The sequence below is a fragment of the Burkholderia sp. GW821-FHT14F03 genome (genome assembly GCF_058803765.1).
On record NZ_JBXAPG010000018.1, the window covers coordinates 14,732 to 37,226 of the forward strand.

Annotated in this window: 19 protein-coding genes and 2 pseudogenes; 6 read left to right on the forward strand and 15 right to left on the reverse strand. The window is 68.8% G+C overall.

Going from position 1 to position 22,495, the window contains the following annotated elements:
* Positions 1-320: 320 nt before the first annotated feature.
* Together hpnN and AC1RQF_RS14165 are read left to right on the forward strand one after the other, a co-directional pair.
* The gene (gene hpnN / locus AC1RQF_RS14160) at positions 321-2,957 is read left to right on the forward strand and encodes a hopanoid transporter HpnN (RefSeq protein ID WP_273997193.1); all 2,637 of its coding nucleotides are present in this window, start codon (positions 321-323) and stop codon (positions 2,955-2,957) included.
* Positions 2,950-3,828, forward strand: a complete 879-nt coding sequence (locus tag AC1RQF_RS14165) for an MlaA family lipoprotein (RefSeq protein ID WP_492872292.1) — start codon at positions 2,950-2,952, stop codon at positions 3,826-3,828. The genes hpnN and AC1RQF_RS14165 overlap by 8 nt, the downstream gene beginning before the upstream one ends.
* 43 nt (positions 3,829-3,871) lie before the next feature.
* Here the strand turns inward: AC1RQF_RS14165 and AC1RQF_RS14170 are convergent, their stop codons facing one another.
* The 8 genes and pseudogenes from AC1RQF_RS14170 to AC1RQF_RS14205 all read right to left on the reverse strand — a co-directional run bounded on the left by AC1RQF_RS14170 (position 3,872) and on the right by AC1RQF_RS14205 (position 12,108).
* Entirely contained in the window at positions 3,872-4,426 is a 555-nt protein-coding gene (locus AC1RQF_RS14170; RefSeq protein ID WP_273997191.1) for a carboxymuconolactone decarboxylase family protein, read from the reverse strand.
* Between the two features lie 32 nt (positions 4,427-4,458).
* Complete coding sequence (locus tag AC1RQF_RS14175) at positions 4,459-5,790, reverse strand: aspartate aminotransferase family protein (protein WP_273997190.1); 1,332 nt, start codon at positions 5,788-5,790, stop codon at positions 4,459-4,461.
* 127 nt (positions 5,791-5,917) lie between these two features.
* Positions 5,918-6,312 (reverse strand): annotated as a pseudogene (locus tag AC1RQF_RS14180) (transporter substrate-binding domain-containing protein); the annotation flags it as partial.
* A gap of 454 nt (positions 6,313-6,766) precedes the next feature.
* The gene (locus tag AC1RQF_RS14185; protein WP_273997189.1) at positions 6,767-7,465 is read right to left on the reverse strand and encodes a phosphorylase; all 699 of its coding nucleotides are present in this window, start codon (positions 7,463-7,465) and stop codon (positions 6,767-6,769) included.
* A 6-nt stretch (positions 7,466-7,471) separates the two neighbouring features.
* Entirely contained in the window at positions 7,472-9,454 is a 1,983-nt protein-coding gene (shc, locus tag AC1RQF_RS14190; protein WP_492872293.1) for a squalene--hopene cyclase, read from the reverse strand.
* On the reverse strand, positions 9,451-10,719 hold the full coding sequence (gene hpnE, locus AC1RQF_RS14195) for a hydroxysqualene dehydroxylase HpnE (RefSeq protein ID WP_492872294.1): 1,269 nt from the start codon (positions 10,717-10,719) through the stop codon (positions 9,451-9,453). Before hpnE ends, shc begins: the two co-directional genes overlap by 4 nt.
* A 4-nt stretch (positions 10,720-10,723) precedes the next feature.
* Positions 10,724-11,572, reverse strand: coding sequence for a presqualene diphosphate synthase HpnD (hpnD, locus tag AC1RQF_RS14200; RefSeq protein WP_273997186.1), 849 nt, complete (start codon positions 11,570-11,572; stop codon positions 10,724-10,726).
* A 197-nt stretch (positions 11,573-11,769) separates the two neighbouring features.
* Positions 11,770-12,108, reverse strand: a complete 339-nt coding sequence (locus AC1RQF_RS14205) for a hypothetical protein (RefSeq protein WP_273997185.1) — start codon at positions 12,106-12,108, stop codon at positions 11,770-11,772.
* 203 nt (positions 12,109-12,311) lie between these two features.
* On the opposite strand from AC1RQF_RS14205, the gene AC1RQF_RS14210 reads away from it, so the two are divergent.
* Positions 12,312-13,214 carry an alpha/beta fold hydrolase gene (locus AC1RQF_RS14210; protein WP_443111469.1) on the forward strand — a complete coding sequence of 301 codons (903 nt, stop codon included), beginning with the start codon at positions 12,312-12,314 and terminating at the stop codon, positions 13,212-13,214.
* 30 nt (positions 13,215-13,244) lie between these two features.
* Here the strand turns inward: AC1RQF_RS14210 and AC1RQF_RS14215 are convergent, their stop codons facing one another.
* From AC1RQF_RS14215 to AC1RQF_RS14225, 3 genes are read right to left on the reverse strand one after another with little or no spacing between them, the layout of a single operon-like run.
* Positions 13,245-14,183: a GGDEF domain-containing protein gene (locus tag AC1RQF_RS14215; RefSeq protein ID WP_252982695.1), complete on the reverse strand. Its 939-nt coding sequence runs from the start codon at positions 14,181-14,183 to the stop codon at positions 13,245-13,247.
* Entirely contained in the window at positions 14,180-14,803 is a 624-nt protein-coding gene (locus AC1RQF_RS14220) for a chemotaxis protein CheC (RefSeq protein WP_273997184.1), read from the reverse strand. The genes AC1RQF_RS14215 and AC1RQF_RS14220 overlap by 4 nt, the downstream gene beginning before the upstream one ends.
* The gene (locus AC1RQF_RS14225; protein ID WP_252982696.1) at positions 14,796-15,164 is read right to left on the reverse strand and encodes a response regulator; all 369 of its coding nucleotides are present in this window, start codon (positions 15,162-15,164) and stop codon (positions 14,796-14,798) included. Before AC1RQF_RS14225 ends, AC1RQF_RS14220 begins: the two co-directional genes overlap by 8 nt.
* Before the next feature lie 500 nt (positions 15,165-15,664).
* Between AC1RQF_RS14225 and AC1RQF_RS14230 the strand changes: the two genes are divergently transcribed.
* Positions 15,665-17,926 carry a hybrid sensor histidine kinase/response regulator gene (locus AC1RQF_RS14230; RefSeq protein ID WP_273997183.1) on the forward strand — a complete coding sequence of 754 codons (2,262 nt, stop codon included), beginning with the start codon at positions 15,665-15,667 and terminating at the stop codon, positions 17,924-17,926.
* Positions 17,927-17,954: 28 nt separating this feature from the next.
* Here the strand turns inward: AC1RQF_RS14230 and AC1RQF_RS14235 are convergent, their stop codons facing one another.
* Positions 17,955-18,509: an NADPH-dependent FMN reductase gene (locus tag AC1RQF_RS14235; RefSeq protein ID WP_273997182.1), complete on the reverse strand. Its 555-nt coding sequence runs from the start codon at positions 18,507-18,509 to the stop codon at positions 17,955-17,957.
* Between the two features lie 373 nt (positions 18,510-18,882).
* Here AC1RQF_RS14235 and AC1RQF_RS14240 point away from each other — a divergent pair, with 373 nt between their 5' ends.
* Positions 18,883-19,488, forward strand: coding sequence for an RNA polymerase factor sigma-70 (locus AC1RQF_RS14240; RefSeq protein WP_273997181.1), 606 nt, complete (start codon positions 18,883-18,885; stop codon positions 19,486-19,488).
* Entirely contained in the window at positions 19,469-19,666 is a 198-nt protein-coding gene (locus AC1RQF_RS14245; protein WP_273997180.1) for a zf-HC2 domain-containing protein, read from the forward strand. The genes AC1RQF_RS14240 and AC1RQF_RS14245 overlap by 20 nt, the downstream gene beginning before the upstream one ends.
* 16 nt (positions 19,667-19,682) lie before the next feature.
* Here the strand turns inward: AC1RQF_RS14245 and AC1RQF_RS14250 are convergent.
* From AC1RQF_RS14250 to arsC, 3 genes and pseudogenes are all read right to left on the reverse strand, one after another.
* A pseudogene (locus AC1RQF_RS14250) lies at positions 19,683-20,093 on the reverse strand (transposase); the annotation flags it as partial.
* Between the two features lie 51 nt (positions 20,094-20,144).
* Entirely contained in the window at positions 20,145-21,524 is a 1,380-nt protein-coding gene (locus AC1RQF_RS14255) for a GntT/GntP/DsdX family permease (RefSeq protein ID WP_273997179.1), read from the reverse strand.
* A gap of 161 nt (positions 21,525-21,685) precedes the next feature.
* Positions 21,686-22,042 (reverse strand): arsenate reductase (glutaredoxin), encoded by a 357-nt coding sequence (gene arsC / locus AC1RQF_RS14260; protein ID WP_273997178.1) that lies wholly within the window; start codon positions 22,040-22,042, stop codon positions 21,686-21,688.
* Between the last annotated feature and the right edge of the window lie 453 nt (positions 22,043-22,495).

Here is a 22,495-nt window from a genome sequence, read left to right on the forward strand (position 1 = left end):
ACAGTTCCAACTGACTTATTATCTTTCGATCCATCGCCCGCCAGATCGAATTTGACTATTTCCATGCTGAAAATAGGACCACGCCTTAAGTCATTTTCTTAACACTCAGCGGTCAATTAGCCGGAATTAATGGGCGGGCGGAGATATTGCGCGGGGGCGCCCCGCATTGGCCGCGCGCCGGGAACGAATGCCGGCCCGCCGGCGCCCCGCCTCGCCCGTGCGGCCGCCTCCCGGGGCCCGACGGATCCGCGCCACTCCGAAACCGGCTCGCCGGTATACTTGCCGTTTTGCCCGTGCCTCCACGCCAGCCAGTCGTCCCCATGCTGACATCCCTGCTCGTCCAACTCGTCGCCTGGTCAGTCCGCCGCCCCATCCGGGTCGTCGTGCTGTCGCTGGTCATCGCCGCGCTAAGCGGCGTCTACGTCGCTCATCACTTCCGCATCAACACCGACGTCAGCAAGCTGATCGAGACCGACGCCGAGTGGTCCGCGCTCGGTTCAGCGATGGACACCGCGTTCCCACAACGGGGCCAGACCATCCTCGCGGTCGTCGAGGCGCCCGCGCCCGAATTCGCGAGCGCCGCGGCCAATGCACTCGCGGCCGGCCTCGCGAAGGAAACCGAGGCCGGCAGGATCGGCCAGGTGTCCGAGCCGGCGGGCGGCCCGCTGTTCGAGCGCAACGGCCTGCTGTTCCTGCCGACGTCCGAACTCGCGGACACCACGGCGCAGCTCGCCAGCGCGCGCCCGCTGATCAACGTGCTCGCGAAGGATCCGAGCATCACCGGGCTCGCGACCACGCTGGCCACGACGCTCGGGCTGCCGCTGCAATCCGGGCAGGTCAAGCTGCCGTCGATGGCCAAGCTGCTGTCGCGCAGCGCGGCCACCGTCGACGACGTGCTGGCCGGCCGCCCCGCCGCGTTCTCGTGGCGCGCGCTGGTCGATTCCGACGCGGCGCGCCAGCCCGCGCGCGCATTCGTGACCGTGCAGCCGATGGTCGACTACCAGGCGCTGAAGGCGGGCGAGCAGACCTCGCAGACCATCCGCGAGGTTGCGCGCACGCTCGACCTCGGCCAGCGTTACGGCGCCGTCGTGCGCCTGACGGGCGAGCAGCCGCTCGCCGACGAGGAGTTCGCGTCGGTGCAGGACGGCGCGGCCGTCAACGGCATCGCCACGCTGGTGGTCGTGCTGGTGATCCTGTGGCTCGCGCTGCGCTCGAAGCGGATGATCGGCGCGGTGCTCGCGACGCTCGCGGTCGGCCTCGTCGTCACGGCCGCGCTCGGCCTGATGATGGTCGGCTCGCTGAACATGATCTCGGTCGCGTTCATGGTGCTGTTCGTCGGCCTCGGCGTCGATTTCGCGATCCAGTACGGCGTCAAGTACCGCGAGGAGCGGCATCACGACGCGAACCTCGACCACGCGCTGCTCGGCGCCGCGCATGCGATGGGCATGCCGCTGTCGCTCGCGACGGCGGCCGTCGCCGCCAGCTTCTTCTCGTTCCTGCCGACCGCCTACCGCGGCGTGTCGGAACTGGGCCTGATCGCGGGCGTCGGCATGTTCGTCGCCTACGCCACGACGCTCACGCTGCTGCCCGCGCTGCTCAAGCTGCTCGCCCCGCCCGGCGAGCGCATCGCGCCGGGGTTCCCGCGCCTCGCCCCCATCGACGACTACCTCGACCACCACCGCAAGCCGATCCTGATCGGCACGCTGGTGGTCGTGGTCGGCGCGCTGCCGCTCCTCACGCAGCTGCATTTCGACTTCAATCCGCTGCACCTGAAGGACCCGAAGAGCGAATCGATGGCGACGCTGCTCGCGCTCAAGGATTCGCCGGAAGCGTCGATCAACGACGTCGCGCTGCTCGCGCCCTCGCTCGCCGCCGGCGAAGCGGCCGCGAGCCGCCTCGCCGCGCTGCCCGAGGTCGGCCGCACGACCACGCTCAATACCTTCATCCCGGCCGACCAGCCGGCCAAGCTCGCGCTGGTCGCGCCCGTCGCGGCCGCGCTGCTGCCCGCGCTGACCCAGCAGCCGGCCGCGCCGGCCGGCGACGCGCAGCGGGTCGCCGCGCTCAAGCGCACGTCGAGCCTGCTCGACTATGCGGCGGAAGATCACCCGGGCCCGGGCGCGGCCGCGGCCAAGCACCTGTCCGAATCGCTCGCGAAGCTCGCGGCCGCCGACAGCGCAACGCGCGACCGCGCGGAACACGCGTTCGGCGACTCGCTGCGCATCGCGCTCGCGCAGCTCACGCAACTGCTGCGACCCGAAACGATCACGCGCGACACGCTGCCGCCGCAACTGGTGCGCGACTGGATCGCGCCGGACGGCCACGCGCTCGTGCAGATCTCGCCGAAGATCCCGGCCGGCGCGAATCCCGGCGACGACGCGGTGCTGCGCCGCTTCGCGAAGGCGGTGAAGGCCGCCGATCCGGGCGCGATCGGCGGCCCGATCTCGATCCTGCATTCGGCCGACACGATCATCAAGGCGTTCCTGCAGGCGGCCGCGCTGTCGGTGCTGTCGATCACGATCCTGCTGTGGATCACGCTGCGCCGCTTCGGCGACGTGCTGCGCACGCTCGTGCCGCTGCTCGTGTCCGGCGTGGTCACGCTCGAGCTGTGCGTCGTGTTCGGGATGTCGCTCAACTTCGCGAACATCATCGCGCTGCCGCTGATGCTCGGCGTCGGCGTGGCGTTCAAGGTCTACTTCGTGATGGCATGGCGCGCGGGCCAGACCGGCCTCCTGCAATCGAGCCTCACGCACGCGGTGCTGTACAGCGCCGCGACCACGGCCACCGCATTCGGCAGCCTGTGGCTGTCGCATCATCCGGGCACCGCCAGCATGGGCAAGCTGCTCGCGCTCGCGCTCACCTGCACGCTGATCGGCGCCGTGGTCTTCCAGCCCGTGCTGATGGGCAAGCCGCGCGCGGCGCGTGCGACGAATCAACCCCCACAAGGTATCGATGAATAAGCTGCGTATCACGACGACGGCGCTGCTCGCCGCCAGCGCGTTCCTCGGTGGCTGCGCCACCGGCCCCGAGCGGCACCCGGGCGACCCGCTCGAACCGATGAACCGCGCGATCTTCACGTTCAACGACACGGTCGATCAGGCGATCGCGGTGCCGATCGCGAAGGGCTATCAGAAAGTGACGCCGACGCCGGTGCGCTCGGCCGTCAGCAATTTCTTCTCGAACCTCGGCGACCTCGGCAACATCGCGAACAACCTGCTGCAGCTGCGGATCACCGATGCGACGGAAGACGTGATGCGGGTCGTGATCAACTCGCTGTTCGGGGTGGCCGGGCTGTTCGACATCGCGACCCCGGCCGGCCTGCCCAAGCATCACCAGGACTTCGGGCTCACGATGGCGCGCTGGGGCGTGCCGGCCGGCCCGTATCTGGTGCTGCCGATCTTCGGGCCCAGCTCGTTCCGCGACGGCGTCGGCCGCGCGGTGGACGTGCGCTTCAACCTGCTGAACTACATCGAGCCCGCCGCGCGCAACCCGATGTATATCGCGCAGTTCATCAGCGCGCGCTCGGACATGCTCGGCGCGACCGACCTGCTGCAACAGGCGGCGCTCGACAAGTACTCGTTCGTTCGCGATGCGTATACGCAGCAGCGCCGCTCGCTGACCTACAAGGGCGCCGAGGCGTCGTCGCAGGGCGCGCTGCCCGACTACGGCGATCCGGGCGATGATACGGGCCACGACGCGCCCGCAGCGGGCAAATCGGCCGAGCCGGCCGGCCTGCCGCAGTACCAGGATCCGGGCGATGCACCCGCGCCGGCCAGCGCGCCGGTGCCGGCGAGTGCGCCCGCGCCCGCCAGCGCGCCCGCGGCCCGCTGAGTCCCAAGCCCGGCCGGCGCCCGATGCGGCGCCGGCCGGCGCGTCATTCCGCGAACGGCAGCGCCGTTTGCCCCTCCGCCCGCATCTCGAACACGTTCAGCGTCATCGAGACCAGCGCGTAGTAGCCCAGCAAGCCCACCAGGTTCACGACGACCGTCGCCCCGAAGCGCCCGACCGCCTCGCGATAGGTCGCGTCGGAGACGCGCTGCGTGTCGTACAGCTCGCTCGCGAAGCGCACGATCAGCGCGTCCGCCGGATCGTCGCAGACGGGCCGGGCGCCGGTGCGCAGCGCCTCCGCGGTCGCGGCGGGCACGCCCGCGTCGAGCGCGATCGGCAGGTGGATGTGCCACTCGGCCTGCGAGCGCCAGCGCGCCGCCGTGACGAGGATCGCCAGTTCCGACAGGCGCAGCGGCAAACCGGTCTGGTAGCGGCAGAAGGCCCCGAGCCGTTGCGCGTGCTGCGCCAGTTCCGGGCTGTGGATCCAGCCGAGGAACGGGCCGTTCAGGTTGCCGCGCGGACCGTTCAGGATGTCGTGCAGCACCGTGCGCTGCGCATCGGTCGCGGCGGCGGGATCGAAAGAGGGAAGTCGCGAGGTCATGGTGACGTGGGCCTGTGAAGTCGGGGGTTGGGTCAATGGCTCGCCGCCAGCGCCGCATCGACCGCCTCGCCGAAACGTTCGACGATCGTGTCGATATCGCGCGCGGTGCAGATGAACGGCGGCGCGAGCAGCACATGATCGCCCAAACGGCCGTCGACCGTGCCGCCCATCGGATACACCATCAAGCCGCGCTGCATCGCCTCGCGCCGGATCTGCGCATGCAGCCGGCGGGCCGGATCGAACGGCGTCTTCGCGGCCCGGTCGCGCACGAATTCGACGCCGACGAACAGGCCGCGCCCGCGCACGTCGCCGACCTGCCCGCACCCGGCGAAGCGCGCGTCCAGCGCGGCGCGCAGCTGCTCGCCGCGTACCTTGACGTTGTCGAGCAGGCGCTCGTCGGCGATCACGCGCTGCACCTCGAGCGCCGCCGCGCAGGCGGTCGCGTGGCCGATATAGGTGTGGCCATGCTGGAAGAAACCGGAACCGCCGACGATCGCCGCGTAGATCCGCGCGCTGACGAGCGCGGCGCCGATCGGCTGATAGCCCGCGCCGAGGCCCTTCGCGATCGTCAGGATATCGGGCGCGACGCCGTCTTCCTCGCAGGCGAACAAATAGCCGGTGCGGCCCATGCCCGCCATGATTTCATCGAGGATCAGCAGCACGCCGTACTTGTCGCACACCGCGCGGATCTTGCGGAAATAGGCGCGCACGGGCGGCACCGCGCCCGCCGTCGCGCCCACCACCGTCTCGGCGACGAACGCCGCGACCGTCTCCGGCCCGAGCGACAGGATCGTGTCCTCGAGCTCGTCGGCGAGGCGCTGCGCGAATGCTTCCTCGGTTTCGCCCTCGCGTTGTTCGCGATAGGCATAGCACGGGCTCACGTGATGGGCGTCGATCAGGAGCGGCAGGAACGGCTCGCGCCGCCATGCATTGCCGCCGATCGCGAGCGCGCCGAGCGTGTTGCCGTGGTAACTCTGCCGGCGCGCGATGAAATGGCGGCGCGCGGGTTCGCCGATCTCGACGAAATACTGGCGCGCCAGCTTCAACGACGCTTCGATCGCCTCCGAGCCGCCCGAGACGAAATACACGTGTTCGAGCCCGGCGGGCGCGGCCCCGATGAGATGATCCGCGAGCGCTTCGGCCGCCTCCGTCGTGAAGAACGACGAATGCGCGTACGGCAGCCGGCTCGCCTGCCGGTGCATCGCGTCGATCACGCGCGGATGGCTGTGACCGAGACAGGACACGGCTGCGCCGCCGCAGGCGTCGATGTAGCGCTTGCCGGTCGAATCGATGATCTCGATGCCGTCGCCGGCCACGGCGACCGGCAGCGTCGCGCGCGGCGCACGGTGGAATACGGTGGTCATGTCATGCCTCTCGATGTCAGGATGCCGCGCCGCGCGCGACGTATTGGGTGAAGCGCGGCACGCCCTGCGCGCGCACCTCGAAGCGGACTACGTCGTCCGTGATGGTGAAACAGGCCGTGGCGAGCGTGTTTTCGTCGTCGGGATCGCGCGGACCGTCGTATTGCCGGTCTGCACCATCGCGGCGAGGCCGCTGTCGTAGTACGGATCGGCAAAATCGATCGCCTTGCGGCGTTCCTCGCGAATCGTCATCCCCGAGAGCGCGACGTCGATATTGCGGGTCTGCAGGGCCGGGATCAGACCGCTGAAATCCATCGGCTGAAGCTGGTATTTCCAGCCCTGACTCTTGGCGATCTCCGCCCACCGGTCGAGATCGAAGCCGACGTACCTGTCGCCCTGCCGGAATTCGAACGGCATGAACGAGGTGTCGGTGCCGACGATGAGCGTCTTGTCCTGCGCGTGGGCGAAACCCGCGCCCAGCAACGCGACGGCGATGATGGACTGCATGAAGGAACGGCGTCCCATGGTGCTTCTCCGCTAGGGTTGGCGATGCCCCGCAGTGGATCCCCGGGGTGTCGCGCCTGACATCCGACTCATTGCAACATACGAATCACAATCAACACATTATGAAACATATGTTGTCAGAACGGATACTACGACGCCAAAAAAGCGGGCAACCGTAAATTGGATCGCGGGAAACCCTGACGGCGGGTTGAGGGCGGGAACAGGTCGCCGAAGGCTGCGGCTCGGCGAAGGAATGCGGAATCGATGCGCGGCGGCGGCCGGCCGAGCCCGCGCAGGCGCACCGTTCCGTATCGGCAGGCGACGTGAAAAGAGAAAGACGGGGAGGAACCGGCGTCAGCCGGTCCGTAAAGAAAGGCGAGGAGGGCGAACCATCGATGGAACGATGCGGCGGGGCCGGGCGCCGCGCGCAGACGCGCCTGCGCGCCTGCGCGCCTCATTCCCCCCGGGACGCGCGTCAGCCGATCCGCAGCGCGTCCGCCTGCTCGAACGCGTGCCGCGCCTGCACGAGCGTCGTGCGCGCCGCGCGCGCATCGGCGGCGACCTGCAGCAGCCCGCGCAACTGCGCGGGCTCGCGCAGCAGTTCGCGCAGGATCGGCATGATCGCGGTGCTGCCGTCGTCGCGCAGGCCGGCGAGGGCCGCGCGCGGCAGCGTGCGCCACGCGGGATCGACGATCACCCGGCACACCGCGAACGGCACGCCGCGCGCGGCCGCGAACGCGGCGGCGATATGCGATTCCATGTCGACGGCGAGCGCCATCTTCGTGTGGTGCAGCGACGCCTTGCCGGCCGCATCGACCACCGGCGCGCCGACCGCCGCGAGCCGGCCGCGCCGCAGACGCGCCTGCACCGGCGTGCCGTGCAGCGCCGCGGCGAGCCGCGCGCTCCACGCGGCATCGGTCGGCGCGATGCCGAACGGCCCGTCGATCGCGTCGGCGATCACCAGCGTGCCCGGCTCCAGGCCGGGCGCGAGCCCGCCCGCGGTGCCGAAACTGATGATGCCCGCGCAACCGCGCGCCGTCGCGTCGGTGAGCGCGCGTTCGAGCCGGTCCGCGCGCGCCGCATAGACGGCCTCGACACCGCGCCCGCGCGCGATGCGCGCCTCGAATGCCATGCCGGCAACCGCGATCACCGGCGCTGCGACTGCTTGGCTCATCGCGCGTTACATCCCCACCGTCACGTGCCGGGTGTTGGCGCGCTTCAGGTTGCGATAGCGCGCGAGCGCCCACAGCGGGAAGAACTTGCGGTAGCCGTGGTAACGCAGATAGAACACGCGCGGGAAGCCCGTCGCGGTGAAGCGCGTCTCGTCCCACAGCCCTTCGGCGTTCTGCTGCGCGACCAGGTAGTCGACGCCGCGCGCGACCGCCGGATGGTCGACCTCGCCCGCGGCCATCAGCCCGAGCAGCGCCCACGCGGTCTGCGACGAGGTGCTCGCCGCGGGCTCGTAGCCGCGATAGTCGAGCTTGTAGCTGTCGCCGTCCTCGCCCCAGCCGCCGTCCGCGTTCTGGACCGACAACAGCCATTGCGCGCCGCGCTTCACGCGCGGATCGTCATGGCCGAGTCCCGCCGCGTTGAGCGAGCACAGCGCGGTCCAGGTGCCGTAGACGTAGTTCATGCCCCAGCGGCCGTACCAGCTGCCGTCCGCTTCCTGCTCCTTCAGCATGTAGTCGAGCGCGCGCTGCGCGGGCACGCTGTTCGCGGGCGTCTCGCCCAGCTGCGCCAGCATCGACAGGCAGCGGCCCGACACGTCGGCCGTCGGCGGATCGAGCAGCGCGCCGTGGTCCGAGAACGGAATGTTGTTCAGGTAGTACTGGGTGTTCTCCGGCTCGAACGCGCCCCAGCCGCCGTCGCTGCTCTGCATGCCGACCACCCACTCGCGCGCGCGCGCGATCGCCTCGCGATCCTCGTCCGAGCCGGTGAGTTCCGCTGCGCGCTGCATCGCCATCGCCACCACCGCGGTGTCATCGACGTCGGGGTAGTGCGGGTTCGCATACTGGAATGCCCAGCCGCCCGGCCGTATGTGCGGCCGGCGCGAGATCCAGTCGCCGCGCACGTCGAGGATCTGCAGCGGACGCAGCCAGCACAGCCCGCGCACGGCCGCATCCTGCGCGCGCGCCTCGCCCGTCTCGAGCAGCGCGTGCGCGGCGAGCGAGGTGTCCCACACGGGCGACAGGCACGGCTGGCAATAGGCCTCGTCCTCGCCGACCACGAGCAGCTTCTCGATCGAACGGCGCGCGATCGCGCGGTTCGGATCGTCCTCCGGGTAGCCGAGCGCCGCGTACATCATCACGGCGTTGGCCATCGCCGGGTAGATCGCGCCGAGGCCGTCCTCGCCGTTCAGGCGTTCGTTGACGAACGCGACCGCGCGGTTGATCGCGCGGTCGCGCGCATAACGCGGGAACAGCCCGTCGACCGCGCGCAGCACGCCGTCGACCACCCGGAAGAACGCGAACCAGTTCGCGTTCTGGTGCGGCTGGCGCGGCAGCAGGCCGGTGTTGACGGGCGCGCTCCTGAACAGCTCGTCGATCCGCACGCCGCGCGGGTTCTTCGCGACCGGGCGCTTCGCGTTCAGCACCAGGAGCGGCACGATCACGGTGCGCGCCCAGTACGACACCTTCGACAGATGGAACGGGAACCACTGCGGCAGCAGCATGATCTCGGCCGGCATCATCGGCACCGCGTGCCACGGCACCACGCCGAACAGCGCGAGCTGGATCCGCGTGAACACGTTCGACATCTCCGCGCCGCCCATCGCGTGAATCGCGCGGCGCGCGCGCTGCATGTGCTCGGCGTCCTCGTCGTCGCCGATCATCTTGAGCGCGAAATACGCCTTCACGCTCGCGCTGACGTTCGGCGCGCCGTCGGTGAACAGCGGCCAGCCGCCGTCCGCCTGCTGGATCCGGCGCAGATAGCGCGCGATCTTCTGTTCGAGTTCGAGGTTCGGCGTCTCGCCGAGGTAATGGACGAGCAGCACGTATTCGGCCGGAATCGTCGAATCCGCTTCGAGTTCGTAGACCCAGTGGCCGTCCGCGTTCTGCGCGGCGAGCAGCGCATCGGTCGCGCGGGTGACCGCCGCGTCGAGCGCGGCGGGAGCGGGCGCCGCATCGGCGGCGTCCAGTGCTTGCATATCCGTGAGATCGTTCATCGGTCCCTCTCTGATGGTGTCTGGAGCGCGTCGGCGGCCTGCTGGCCGGCGCGGATCGCGCCCTCGACGGTCGCGGGCAGGCCGGTCGCGACCCAATCTCCCGCCAGCGCGAGATTCGGCCAGCGCGTACGCACGCCCGGACGTTTCATTTCCTGTTCCGGCACCGCCGCGAAACCGGCCTCCCGCTCGATCGACAGACGCCACGCGGGCGGCGTCTCGGCCGGCAGGTCGGCGGCGCGCGCCACGTCGCGCCACAGCAGCGCCGCGAGCGCGTCGTCCGGCGTGTCGAGCAGACGGCCGGCGTCGCGCACGCTGACGGCCAGCCGGCCCTCGCAGGCGAACAGCCAGTCGGCCGTGCCGTTGACGAGCCCGGTGACGGGCGCAAGCGCGGCCGGGCGCTCGAGCGCGAACTGCGCGGTGATCGTCGCGTTGAACGCGTCGGGCACGACGAGCCCCGGCACGAGCGCACGCGCGACCGCGGGCGACACCGCGAGCACCGCCGCGTCGCCGGCGTCGAGCGCGACCCGTTCGCCGTCGAACACCAGCGCCTCCAGCCGGTCGCCGGCCGCGGAGAACGCCAGCTCGCGCACCCCCGCGCCGAGCCGGATCGTCGCGCCGTCATGCTGCAACAGCCGCAGCGCGGGATCGACGAATGCGCTGCCGAGCCCGTGGCGCGCGACGAGCGGCCGGCACGCCTGCCCGCCAGCGAACAGCGAGCCGCGCACCAGCGCGGCCGCCAGCTCGGCGGTGGCGTGACGCGGCTCGACGTTGAGCTGCGCGAGCAGGAACGGCCGCAGGAAGCGATCCCACAGCACGCCGTCGCAGCGCATGGTCTGCGCGAGCGTGCGGCCCGGGCGCGCCAGCAGCAGCGGCAGCAGCGACAGGTAGTCGGCGGCCGTCGTGCCGGGCACGCGCTGGCTCGCGTCGAAGATCCAGGTCGGGAGCGGACCGGAGCTGAGCTTCAGCAGCCAGCGTTGCCGCGCGACCAGATCCGCGAACGGATACTCGGGCAGCGCCGGGCCGACCAGCTGGTCGGCAGCGCCGATCGTGCGCAGGTAGTGGAGCGTCGCCGCGTGCCCGGACAGCAGCAGATGATTGCCCGTGTCGAGCGTCGCGTTGAGCGTGCGGTCGAAATACGAGCGGCACCGTCCGCCGGCCTGCGCGGCGGCCTCGTGCAGCACCACGCGGTGGCCGCGCCGCTGGGCGGCGACGGCGGCCGCGAGGCCCGCCAGGCCCGCGCCGATCACGTGGACGGTTCGCGCCATCGGCTCAGAACAGCGCGTAACGCGCCGCGATCAGCAACATCTTCGCGCGCGGCTTGCGCAGCGGCGCGCGCGGCGGCGCGAAGCCCCGCGCGCGCGCGGCGTCGAGGATGCAGCGATAGGCGCCCGACATGATGCGCGGCGCCTTGACCAGCGCGCGCGGCGTGGCATCCATCACCGCGTCGGCCTGCGCGAAGTGCTGCAGCGCGCGTTCGGCGAGCGTCGCGCACACGCGCGGCAGCGCCGGATCACGCGCGATCGTGCGCGGATCCGTGACCGCGATCCCCTCGCGCGCCAGCAACTCGCGCGGCAGGTAGCAGCGGTCGATCTCGGCGTCGGCGTCGATGTCGCGCAGGATGTTGGTCAGTTGCAGCGCGCGGCCCAGGTGATGCGCGAGCAGCCGGCCCGGCTCCTCCTGCATCCCGAAAACCCTCACCGACAAGCGGCCCGCCGAACTCGCGACGCGGTCGCAGTAGAGGTCGAGCGTCGCTTCGTCGGGGGCGCAGATATCCTCGGCGGCGTCCATCGCCATGCCGTCGATCATGTCGTGGAAATCGGCGCGCTGCAGGTTGAACGCCTGGATCTCGCGCGTGAGCGGCACGAGCGAGGCGCGCGGCGAGCCGGCGAAGCAGGCGTCGATGTCCGCGCGCCAGCGATCGAGGCCCGCGGCGCGTTCGGGGCGCGGGCCGCCCTCGTCGGCGATGTCGTCGACCGCGCGGCAGAACGCGTAGATCTGATACATCGCGTCGCGCTGCGCGGCGGGCAGGATGCGCATCGCCAGGTAGAAAGAGCTGCTCGATGTGACGGCAGCGGCGTCGGTTTCGGTATCGTCCACGACGGGATTGGAAACGGCCAAGACGAGCTCCGCTAGGGCGCCCCGGGGGCGATTGAAGAAGCCATGCCCGGCTGGGGATGGAAAATGCGTGCGAGATATGCGAACGATAGGCGCAGACAGGCACAAATTACCGGCTGGAAGCCGGAAATGGCCGAAAGTATAGCAATCTTTAAGACCCGCTGCCGCTCGAATCGCCTTGTCGCACGGGCCGCCGCGCGTCACGCGAACACGATGTCGCCCTGCAGTTCGAGTGCGATCAGCCCCATGCCGCGCGCCAGCGTCAGCATCTGCCGCCGTTCGAGCCGCGAACCCATGAAGCTCGTGACCTGGCCGTCCGGCTCGACCGTGAACTGGAACACCGGATGCGGGCCGCCGGTCCCGAACCACGCGCCCGGCACGTCGTTCGACTCGCACCAGTCGAGCCGCGCGAAATGCCGGCCGATCTGCTCGCGCACCGCGTCGGCCGCGCCGATCGGCGGCGGCGCATCGCCCAGGTCGTCGAGCGTGTAGGGGCCGGGCTTGGCGGGGCGCAGGTAGAACAAGTAGTCGAGGTTCATGGGGCGCGATCAAGGGGCGAAAGCAGCAAATTACTGCCATCGTCGCGGTATGAGAATCGGAACAAACGATTTGTCGCTTGCATGAGACAAACCCGGGGCAGCGGCCGTCGTCCAACCGGGCACATCGAACTTGGGGTCTGACTATTTACTTAATAAGATAACGCGAAACCGACGCAGATCGTCCATCCTTCAGGAGACACCGCTTGTCCATCGAATCCCGCGACCCCGCTTCCGCGCGTCCCGTCCCGCATGCCGCCGCGCTGCCCGTCGTGCTCGTGCACGGCGCATGGCACGGCGCTTGGAGCTATGAACGCGTGCAGCCGACGCTGGCCGCGCGCGGCCACGCGACGCTCGCGCGCGACCTGCCCGCGCATGGTCTCAACGCGCGCTTTCCGCGCGCCTTCCTGAACCGCCCGCTCGACACCGCCGCGTTCGCGAGCGAACCGTCGCCGGTCGCGGCCACCACGCTCGACGACTATGCGCGGCAGGTGCTGGAGACCATCGACCAGATGTGCGCGCTCGGCCATCGGCAAGTCGTGCTGGTCGGGCACAGCATGGGCGGCATTGCGATCACGGCCGCCGCCGAGCGCGCGCCCGAGAAGATCGCGAAGCTGGTCTACCTCGCCGCCTTCATGCCCGCCTCGGGCGTGGCCGGACTCGACTACGTGCGCGCGCCGGAAAACAAGGGGGAAGGGCTCGGCGCGCTGATGCTCGCGAGCCCGCGCGCCGTGGGCGCGCTGCGGATGGATCCGCGCAGCGGCGACGCCGCCTACCTGGCCAACGCGAAGGCGGCGCTGTGCGCCGATGCCGGCGACGCCGCATTCGAGGCCGCGTGCGCGCTGCTGAGCTGCGACGTGCCCGCCGCGCCGTTCGCGACGCCGATCGCGACGACCCGCGAACGCTGGGGGGCGATCGAACGCCACTACATCCGGTGCAGCCAGGATCGCGTGTTGCTGCCGGCGCTGCAGCAGCGCTTCATCGCCGAGGCCGATGCGTTCACGCCGGACAACCGCACCCACGCGCACACGCTGGACAGCAGCCACCTGCCGTTCCTGTCGCAGCCGGACACGCTCGCGAACCTGCTCGCGGACATCGCGCGCAGCTGAACCGGGCAGGAAGACGCGGTCGCGGCGGCGTCAGCCGAACGCGACCGAGCAGTTGCGCCCCTGCCGCTTCGCGCGATAGAGCGCCGCGTCCGCTTCGTTGATCAGCACCTCGTAGGTCCCGGCGCCCGCGTGCGCGGCCGCGCCGCCGACGCTCGCCGTCACCGGCACGCGCACGCCCTCGACGTCGATCGGCGTGCTGCCGATCGTCTGGCGGATCTTCTCGGCGACGTGCATCGCCTCGTCGAGCCCGGTGCAGGGCAGCAGCAGCGCGAATTCCTCGCCGCCGAAGCGCCCGAAGGTGTCCTGCCCGCGCACCACCTCGGCGACGCGGCGCGCCATCACGCGCAGCACGTTGTCGCCGACCACGTGGCCGAAGCGGTCGTTGATGGTCTTGAAGTGATCGAGATCGAACAGCAGCACCGACAAGCTGCCGCCGTAACGCTGCCAGCGCGCGAATTCGTCACGCAGGCGGGCCTCGAAGAAGCGCCGGTTCGCGATGCCCGTGAGGCCGTCGCGATTCGCGTATTCCTGCAGTTTCGCGACCGCCTCCTCGCGCTCGCGCTGCATCACGCTCACGTGGGTCACGTCGGAGATCGTCACGCACACGGCCTCCACCTCGCGGCCGCGCGTGATCGGCATGAAGGTGCAGTCCTGCTGCATGAAGTCGACGCCGCCCGTGATCGGCCGGTCATGATCGAAGCGGAACAGGTAGGGCCGCTGCTCCCAGGAGCTGAACGCGAAGCTGCCGAGCTGGAACACGCTCTCGAGCTTGCGCGACAGCCAGGTGCGCGGCAGTTCCGGGAAGCAGTCGAAGAGCCGCCGCCCGATCACGTCCTCGGCGGCCACGCCGCTGTGATCGTGCATGAACCGGTTCCACATGAGGACCTTCATGTCGCGGTCGAGCACGAAAATACCGAAGCTGACCCGCTCGATCACGAGGTCGCTCAACGAAGACGAGGTAGGGTTCATAAGCTTGACAGCAGGGTATCGAGGGCGTCGCTCATCTGGCGGATCGAATCCTCCGCCATCAGCATCACGAAATGGGCGCGGAAACCGTCGTCCTCGAGCCCGAAATTGACTTCAAGCAGCAGCGCGACGCTCCACGCGAGCACCGCGGGCTGGAACACATCGTCGAGCGCGATATCGGCGCCGAGCAGCCCGGGCGGCGAAAACACCGGCGTGCGCCCGAGTTCGTCGAGGATCGACGACACGCAGGCGCCCATCAGCACGTTGGCGACGTCGAACACGAGTTCGGCCTGCGTGATGGTCTCGCATTCGGTGTCGGTGTAGGCGCCGTCCACGAGCGAGACTAGCTGCCCGAGCCCCGCGCTGCGGCACAGCACGAGCGCCTCGCCCTTGATGTCCGAACGGAAGCCCTGGCGCACCGCGGTGATGTTCTCGTGGATGCCGGTCATGTCGCGCAGCGTGCGGCCCGCCTCCGCCGCCTTGACGACGCGCACCCGCGGCACCGACAGTTCGATGAAGGTGCCGAGCAGCAGCGCGAGGCGCGCGGCCGCCCGGCCCATCGCGAGATTGGCGATCTCCTGCAACGCGTCGCGTTGCTCCGCCGTCAGCAGCGTGTCAGGCATACAACCCATACTCCTTGAGAATGGGCAACAGTGCCTCCGAGGTGACGGGCTTGGCGACGAACGCCACCGCACCCAGCTCGCGAACACGTGCCTGCGCCATCGGCTGGATATCGGCGGAAACGACGATCACGAAGGTGTTGAGATCTTCGTGACGCAGCGTCTCGAGCACCTGATAACCGCTCATGTCGGGCATCGTGAGGTCGAGGAACATCACGGAAGCCTTGCCGTCGCGATACAACGCCAGCGCCTCATGGCCGTTCGACGCATAGGTGATGTCAACGTCCCAGCCCCCCGGCAGTGCCTTCGTCAACAGCTTGCGCGCAAGCAGGGAATCGTCGGCAATCACAATCGGCAAAGGCATGGCAGGCTGGCGGTAAACGGAGTTGTCTGTCTCGCGTTAACGACGGCTTACCGCGCTTCTTTAGACTTAACGCAAAAAGATCACGCGATTGACACGACATTTGTCCGCCGCGCGGCGCACCCGGGACCAGCCCGCGCCTCGCGCGTCCCTCCCTGTCCGGCGCCCGCTCCCGGCGCCCCCGGCATCGCGGGCGCGCCCACCGCAAAGGAAAGCGAAGCGCGATTCTCGGAGTAAACACCGCGCGTTGCAACTCGCCATTTTTCGGCTTTAGAACAGAATTGATCCCCCTGAAAACATTTCCGGGAAAGCCTTGAATTATTTTTGGGATAAGTACGCAAATTATTCTATTGCGCACGTTTGCGCTTTTGAATTCGTCGCTGATTTCATGTGCGACAGCGAATCGAGGGAAAATGCGTGTATGCACGAATGCGGACGGCGGACGGCGCCGCCTCGCAACTCGTTTATGATGACAGCCGGTTCTTCCGCCCCCGCCTTAGCCGATGATGCCCGAACGGCCCGACACCACCCGCCCTCCCGCCGATCCGGACTGGCAGGAAGACGCACCTTATCCGTCCGCCGCGCCGGAGCACGACTTCGCGATGCGGCGCATCACGCTGATCGTGCTGCTCGTGGCGGCCGTCGTGCTGCCGTCCCTGTACGTGGCGGTGATGGCTTACAACGACCTGCGCACGCGGGAAGCCACCGCGCGCGACGTGACGATGCGCACCGTGCGCGTGGCGGAGGAACACGCGCTCAAGGTGTTCGACCTCAGCGAAACGCTCGACGCGCGGATCGTCGACCTGGTGCAGGACCTCGATGATACGGCCGTCCGCCACCAGGAGGCCGATATCCATGACGCGCTCAATACCATCGGCGGAGGCTATCCGCAGGTCGCGTCGGTGTCGATCTTCGGCGCGAGCGGCATGCTGCTCGCGAACAGCCTGTACTACCCCGCGCCTTACGCGTCGATCGCGGACCGCGACGATTTCGTCGGGATCCGCGACGGCAAGGTGATCGAGCACATCTCGCGGGTCATGCCGGGCCCCCTGCGGCTCAAGGGGCCGCCCGTGTTCAATACCGGCGTCGCGCGGCGGCATAGCGACGGCACCTTCGCCGGGATGGTGTCGATCGCGTTGAAGTCGTCCTACTTCAGCGCGTTCTACCGCGACCTGCTCGGCGGCGCGAACGCGCCGATGACGATGGCGCTCACGCGCACCGATGGCGCGGTGCTCGCCTCCTATCCACCGTTGCCGGCCGGCGCGAACGCGCCGGCGGCCGCGAGCGGTGACGACGCCGGCGATCCGCGCGCGGGCGTGGTGCGCGTGAACCACGACGGCGACAGCGAGATCGTCGCGTACCGGCGGGTCGGCAGCTATCCCGTGCTCGTGTCGTGCGCCTATCGCACCTCGGCGATCTGGCGCGAGTGGTATCAGCACCTGAGCGTGCTGTTCCTGTCGATGTTCGTGCCGTCGATCGCGCTGTGGAGCGTGATCTGGCTGTCGCTCAAGCGCCTGCGCGCCGAGGAGGAGGCCTGGGAACGCTGGCAGGCCGAGGCGTCGATGCGCCGCTCGATCGAGTCGGCGTACCGCCAGTCGCGCAAGATGGAAGCGCTCGGCAACCTGGTCGGCAGCGTCGCGCACGACTTCAACAACCTGCTGATGATCATCTCGAGCAACGTGCAGATCGCACGGCGGCGCGGGGTCCAGCACCTCGACACCGAACTCGCGGCGATCGAGCGCGCGCTGAAGAACGGCCAGTCGCTGACGCGCCAGCTGCTCGGCGTGGCCCGCAAGCAGCCGCTGCGCAGCGAGACGATCGACGTCGCGCAGTGGCTCGCCGCGTGCCGCGAGTTGCTCAAGACCTCGCTCGGCTCGAAATCATCGCTCGTCGTCGAGACGCCGTCCGACCTGTGGCCGATCCACGTCGACATGGCCGAGTTGGAGCTGGCCGTGATCAACCTCGCCGTCAACGCGCGCGATGCGATGCCGCACGGCGGCTGCTTCACGATCCGCGCGCACAACATCTCGTTCCGCCGCGAGGACGGCTTCCCGCTGACGGGCGACTTCGTCCAGCTCGCGCTCGACGACACCGGCGCGGGGATGCCGCCCGACGTGCTCGCGCGCGCGTTCGAGCCGCTCTTCACGACCAAGGCGAAAGGCATGGGCACCGGGCTCGGCCTGCCGCAGGTGTTCGCGTTCTCCGAACGCTCGGGCGGCCTCGCGACCATCGACAGCGCGATCGGCGCGGGCACCTCGGTGCGCCTGTACCTGCCGCGCGCCCGCGCCGGCGAGATGCCGCGCGCGGTGATCGCGGCCGACGCCGCCGACGCTCATCCCGCCGGACCGCCGCCCGACGGCCTGCGGATCCTGCTGGTGGAAGACAACGGCGAGGTGGCGGCGGGCACCGAGGCGCTGCTGCAAATGCTCGGCCACGAGGTCGCCTATGCCGCGAACGCCGACGACGCGCTGCAGCTCCTGCACGAGCCCGGCGACGATCCGGGCGCGCCCGGCGCGTTCGACCTCGTGATCTCCGACATCCACATGCCGGGCAAGCTCAACGGCATCGACCTCGCGGAAACGATCGAACACGGGCCGCTGAAGCTGCCCGTGATCCTCGTGACCGGCTATGCGGAAGAACTCGACCGCACGCGCCGCGTCAATGCGCGCGTGCTGTCGAAGCCGTTCGACATCACGCTGCTCGACAGTCTGCTGCTGACGATCCGCGAGGCGCGCGACGCCCGCCTCGCGGGGCCCGGGCAGTAAGGTCCGCCGCGCTTGCGCGTTGACATGCTTACACGCTCGCGTGGCGCCGCACCCAGTCGGCGTAGCGATCGACGAAGCGCTGCAGGAACTGGCGCGTATCGTCGCTGACGATGTTGCCCTGTGCATCGATGCGCGCGGCATCGTGCTTGATGAACATCTCGGGCTGCGCGAGCGTCGCGACGTCGAGATAGGCAAGCACGTTGCGCAGATGCTGCTGCGACAGCGCCGTGCCGGTCGCCCCCGGCGACGTGCCCAGCACCGCTCCCGGCTTGCCCGCCCAGACATTGCCGCCGTACGGGCGCGAACCCCAGTCAAGCGCGTTCTTCAGCACGCCCGGCACCGAGCGGTTGTATTCGGGCGTGACGAACAGCAGGCCCTGCGCGGCCTCGATCTGCTGTTTGAAACGGCGGGCGGGTTCCGGGAAGTCGGCGTCGTAGTCCTGGCTGTACAGCGGCAGGGCGCCGATGTCGGCGAATTCGAAGGTGAAATCGTCCGGCGCGAGCGAGATCACCGCATGCGCGAGCGCCCGGTTGATCGATTCGCGCCGCAAGCTGCCGACCACTACTGCAATTCGATACGTCATGGCTTTCTCCTTCCGCCTGGTTGTCAATACGTAGGATTCGTTCGCAATCCGTCATCCACAGCCCATTTGTAAGCAGGCCAGCTTGAGTCCTGCTGCACGGGCGATTGGGACCGACTTTCCACAAAGTTTTCCACAGAAACTGTGGATAACTTTGGAAACATGCAGGGCAGTTACATCCATGTCGACGGGATGTCGTTTCCGTGTCCCGACTGTGTCCGGAGCGGCGAACGCATCGCCAGCATAAACCGCTTGTTTGAAATCCCGACGAAAGATGCCGACGCGCGTTTGCGTGCGCACCGGTCGGGCGGGTAACCTTGCGGCTGGCCCGTGCGGAACGCGCGGGCGAGATTCACTTGGAACAGGATCGCATTCGATGCAACCCGCGCGCGCCGCGCACGACAACCCGACCTATCTCGCGCAACTGCGCCGCGACCTGCTGCGATTCGCGCGCCTTCAATTGCGCGACGCCGACGCGGCCGAAGACGCCGTGCAGGAGGCGCTCGCCGCCGCCTGGAGCCAGGCCGACCGTTTCGAAGGGCAATCGGCCCACAAGACCTGGGTCTTCGGAATCCTGCGCAACAAGCTGATCGACACGATGCGGATGCGGCGACGGACCATCAACGCGTCGGCGCTCGAAGCGGAGCTGGAAATCGAATCGCTGTTCGACCGCGAGCTGTTCAAGGACAACGGCCACTGGAGCCCGCACGCGAAGCCGCGGCCGTGGCCCCGCCCGGAGACCTTGCTCCAGCAGCGGCAGTTCTGGACGCTGTTCGATGCGTGCCTCGACCACCTGCCCGAGCAGATCGGGCGCGTTTTCATGATGCGCGAGTTCCTCGGCTTCGAGATCGAGGACATCTGCGGCGAGCTGGCGCTGACCGCAAACCATTGCAGCGTGCTGCTGTATCGCGCGCGGACCCGCCTGCGTACCTGCCTCACCGAAAAAGGCCTGACAACCGAAGATGCTGCTGGGGAAATGTAAGGACATCACCCGTCTGCTGTCGGACGGACTCGACCGCGCGCTGACCACGGGCGAGCAGTGGCGCGTGCGCGTGCATCTGCCGAGTTGCAGCGGATGTCGCAACTATCGACGGCAGATCGCGCTGCTGCGCCGGGCGGTGCGTGTCGCGAGCGGAAGGGAGACGGGGGAGGGGGACTGAGTAACCGTCTTCCGAGTCAAGCCCGATGAAGTGAATCGTCCCAAGGTGGGTTGGTTTTGACCATGGCATTGAGCATGGTCAGGAGCTTGCGCATGCAGGCAACGATCGCGACCTTGGGCCGTTTGCCGGCGGCCTTCAGGCGTTGATAGAAGGCTCTGATGGCGGGGTTGTGGCGTGTCGCGGTCAACGTGGCCATGTACAGCACGCGACGGATCGCGAAGCGGCCACCTTGAACCCGTCGTCGCCCATTACGTAAGCCGGAATCGCAGGCGACGGGAGCAACGCCAACGAGGGCTGCAATTTGACGGCGACTGAGCTTGCCCCATTCGGGCAGTTCCGCGATCAGGCAGGCGCTGGATACCGGGCCAATTCCATGTGTGGACTGCAACAGGCGGTCGAGTTCACTGAAGTGCTCGCGTACATAACTGGCCGGCGCGCCCGGCCCACCAGGCTCGACGCGGACGCGACCTTGCCGATCTCAGCTGAACACGCTCCACAGCGCGAGCGTCAGAACGAGCCCGACCACCGACACGATCGTCTGCAATACCGACCAGGTCATCACGGTCTGCTTGAGATCGAGACCGAAGTATTCGCGCACCATCCAGAAACCGGCGTCGTTGACGTGGCAGAAAAACACCGAGCCCGCGCCGATCGCAAGCGCGAGTAGTGCGTCGTGCGGCGCGCTCAGCCCCGCGACCAGAGGCGCGACGATGCCGGCCGTGGTGGTGGTCGCCACTGTCGCCGAGCCCGTCGCCTGACGCAGCGCGACCGCGATCAGCCACGCCAGCAGCAATAGCGGGACATGCGCGCCGAGCGCGATCTTGCCGATCGTGCCGCTGATCCCGGCCAGGACGAGCGTCTGCTTGAGGCCGCCGCCCGCGCCGATCGTCAGCAGCAGCGCAGCGATCGGCGGCAGGCTCTTGCGCAGCGTCGCGCCGACCCGCTCGCGTGGCGTCCCGCGCGCCCAACCCAACGCGACAATCGCGAACAGCACGGTCAGCCCCAGCGCGATCAGCGGCTCGCCGAGGAAATCGAGGATCGCGTACGCATGCGTGTGCGGCGCGAGCCACAGCTTCGCGACCGTGCGGCCCAGCATCAATAGCGCCGGCAGGAGGATCGTGACGAGCGAGATCGCGAAACCGGGCAGCGCCTCGTCGGGACGCGCGGAGGCAAAGACGCGGGCCATCTCGGCAGGCTCCGTCACCGGCATCCGCTTCGCGAGCCACGAACCGTACAGTGGCCCCGCCAGTACGACGGCCGGCAGCGCGACGATCAATCCGAGCCCGATCGTGATGCCGAGATCCGCATGGAGCGCGCTCACCGCGATCAGCGGACCGGGATGCGGCGGCAGCAGCGCGTGCAGTGTCGTCATGCCGGCCAGCGCGGGAATCGCGATCCGCATGATCGGCTGCTGTGCGCGCCGTGCCATCACGAAGATGATCGGCACCATCATGACGAGGCCGACTTCGAAGAACAGCGGCAGCCCGATGATCAATGCGACGAGCGCCATGAGCCACGGCAGCGTGCGCGGGCTCGCATGGTCGAGGATCGTGCCGGCGAGGCGATCGGCCGCGCCGGAATCGGCCATCAACGCGCCGAGCATCGCCCCCAGGGCGATGATGATGCCGACGTCGCCGAGCAACGCGCCGGCGCCCTTGCTGAACGCACCCGCGACGCCCTCGAGCGGCAGGCCCGCGACGAAGCCGGCGGCGAACGTGCCGACCAAGATCGACAGGAACGGCGCGAGTTTCAGCGCGCTGATGAACACGATGATGATCGCGAGACCGACCAGACAGGCGACGATCAGCTGCGAATCGTGTGGGGACCACGGCAGGGGAGCAAGCAGGGCAGACGGCACGGAAACCTCTGACGGAACGGGAAAGCCGGCGTCAACGCCTCGGTGCGGCCGCGTGGTCCTTCCCGATGGTGGGGGAGGAGCGGGGCCCACGCGCGGCGCGGCGCGTGAGAGGAGCGGCGCGGGCGCGCGCCGCTTAATTGCAATATTTCTTCTTTAAAAAATTACTCGAATAGCGATTTCACGTCTTCCGGCGGGCGGCCAATCGCGGCCTTGCCCTGGTAGACGACGATCGGGCGTTGCAGCAGGACCGGATGCTCGGCAATCGCCGCGAGCAGACGCGCATCCGGAATGCTGGCGTCGCCGAGCCCGAGTTCCTGATAGGGCGCTTCGTTGTCGCGGATCATGTCGCGCACTGGGCGGCCGAGTTGCTGATGGAGTGCAGCGAGTTGCTCGACGGTGGGCGGCTGCTTCAGGTATTCGACGATATCGATCGGCTCGCCCGCGGGGTTGAGCGTCTCGAGCAGCGCCAGGGTTTCGCGGGACTTCGAGCATCGGGGGTTGTGAAAGATCGTGGTCATGGGTCGGGCAGGGACTGATGGATGGTGACCGGGCTATTGTAGCCATCGCGCCCCAGGCGTGGCGGCTGCGATGGAGGAAGGCGGACAGTGTGCGTTTGATGATGGGGAGGGGGTGAGTGCTTCGGGCCGCATGGAAATGCGTGGCAATCCGAACTTTATGCGCATAAGGAAAGGGGTAGAGGTGACTTCAGGAAAGGACTTTCGTGCCCGTCAATTCCATCCTGGTTCGTCGCTTGTACCGGCAAGTTTGGGCATCGATCGGCCCCACGCGACGGGATTGGGGGATAGCGCCTCCCTTTGAAGAAGACCACGACTTTATGCGCATAAGGGTTGGTGCCGTTGCCGTGCCGTGCCGTGCCGTGCCGTGCCGTGCCGTGCCGTGCCGTGCCGTGCCGTGCCGTGCCGTGCCGTGCCGTGCCGTGCCGTGCCGTGCCGTGCCGTGCCGTGCCGTGC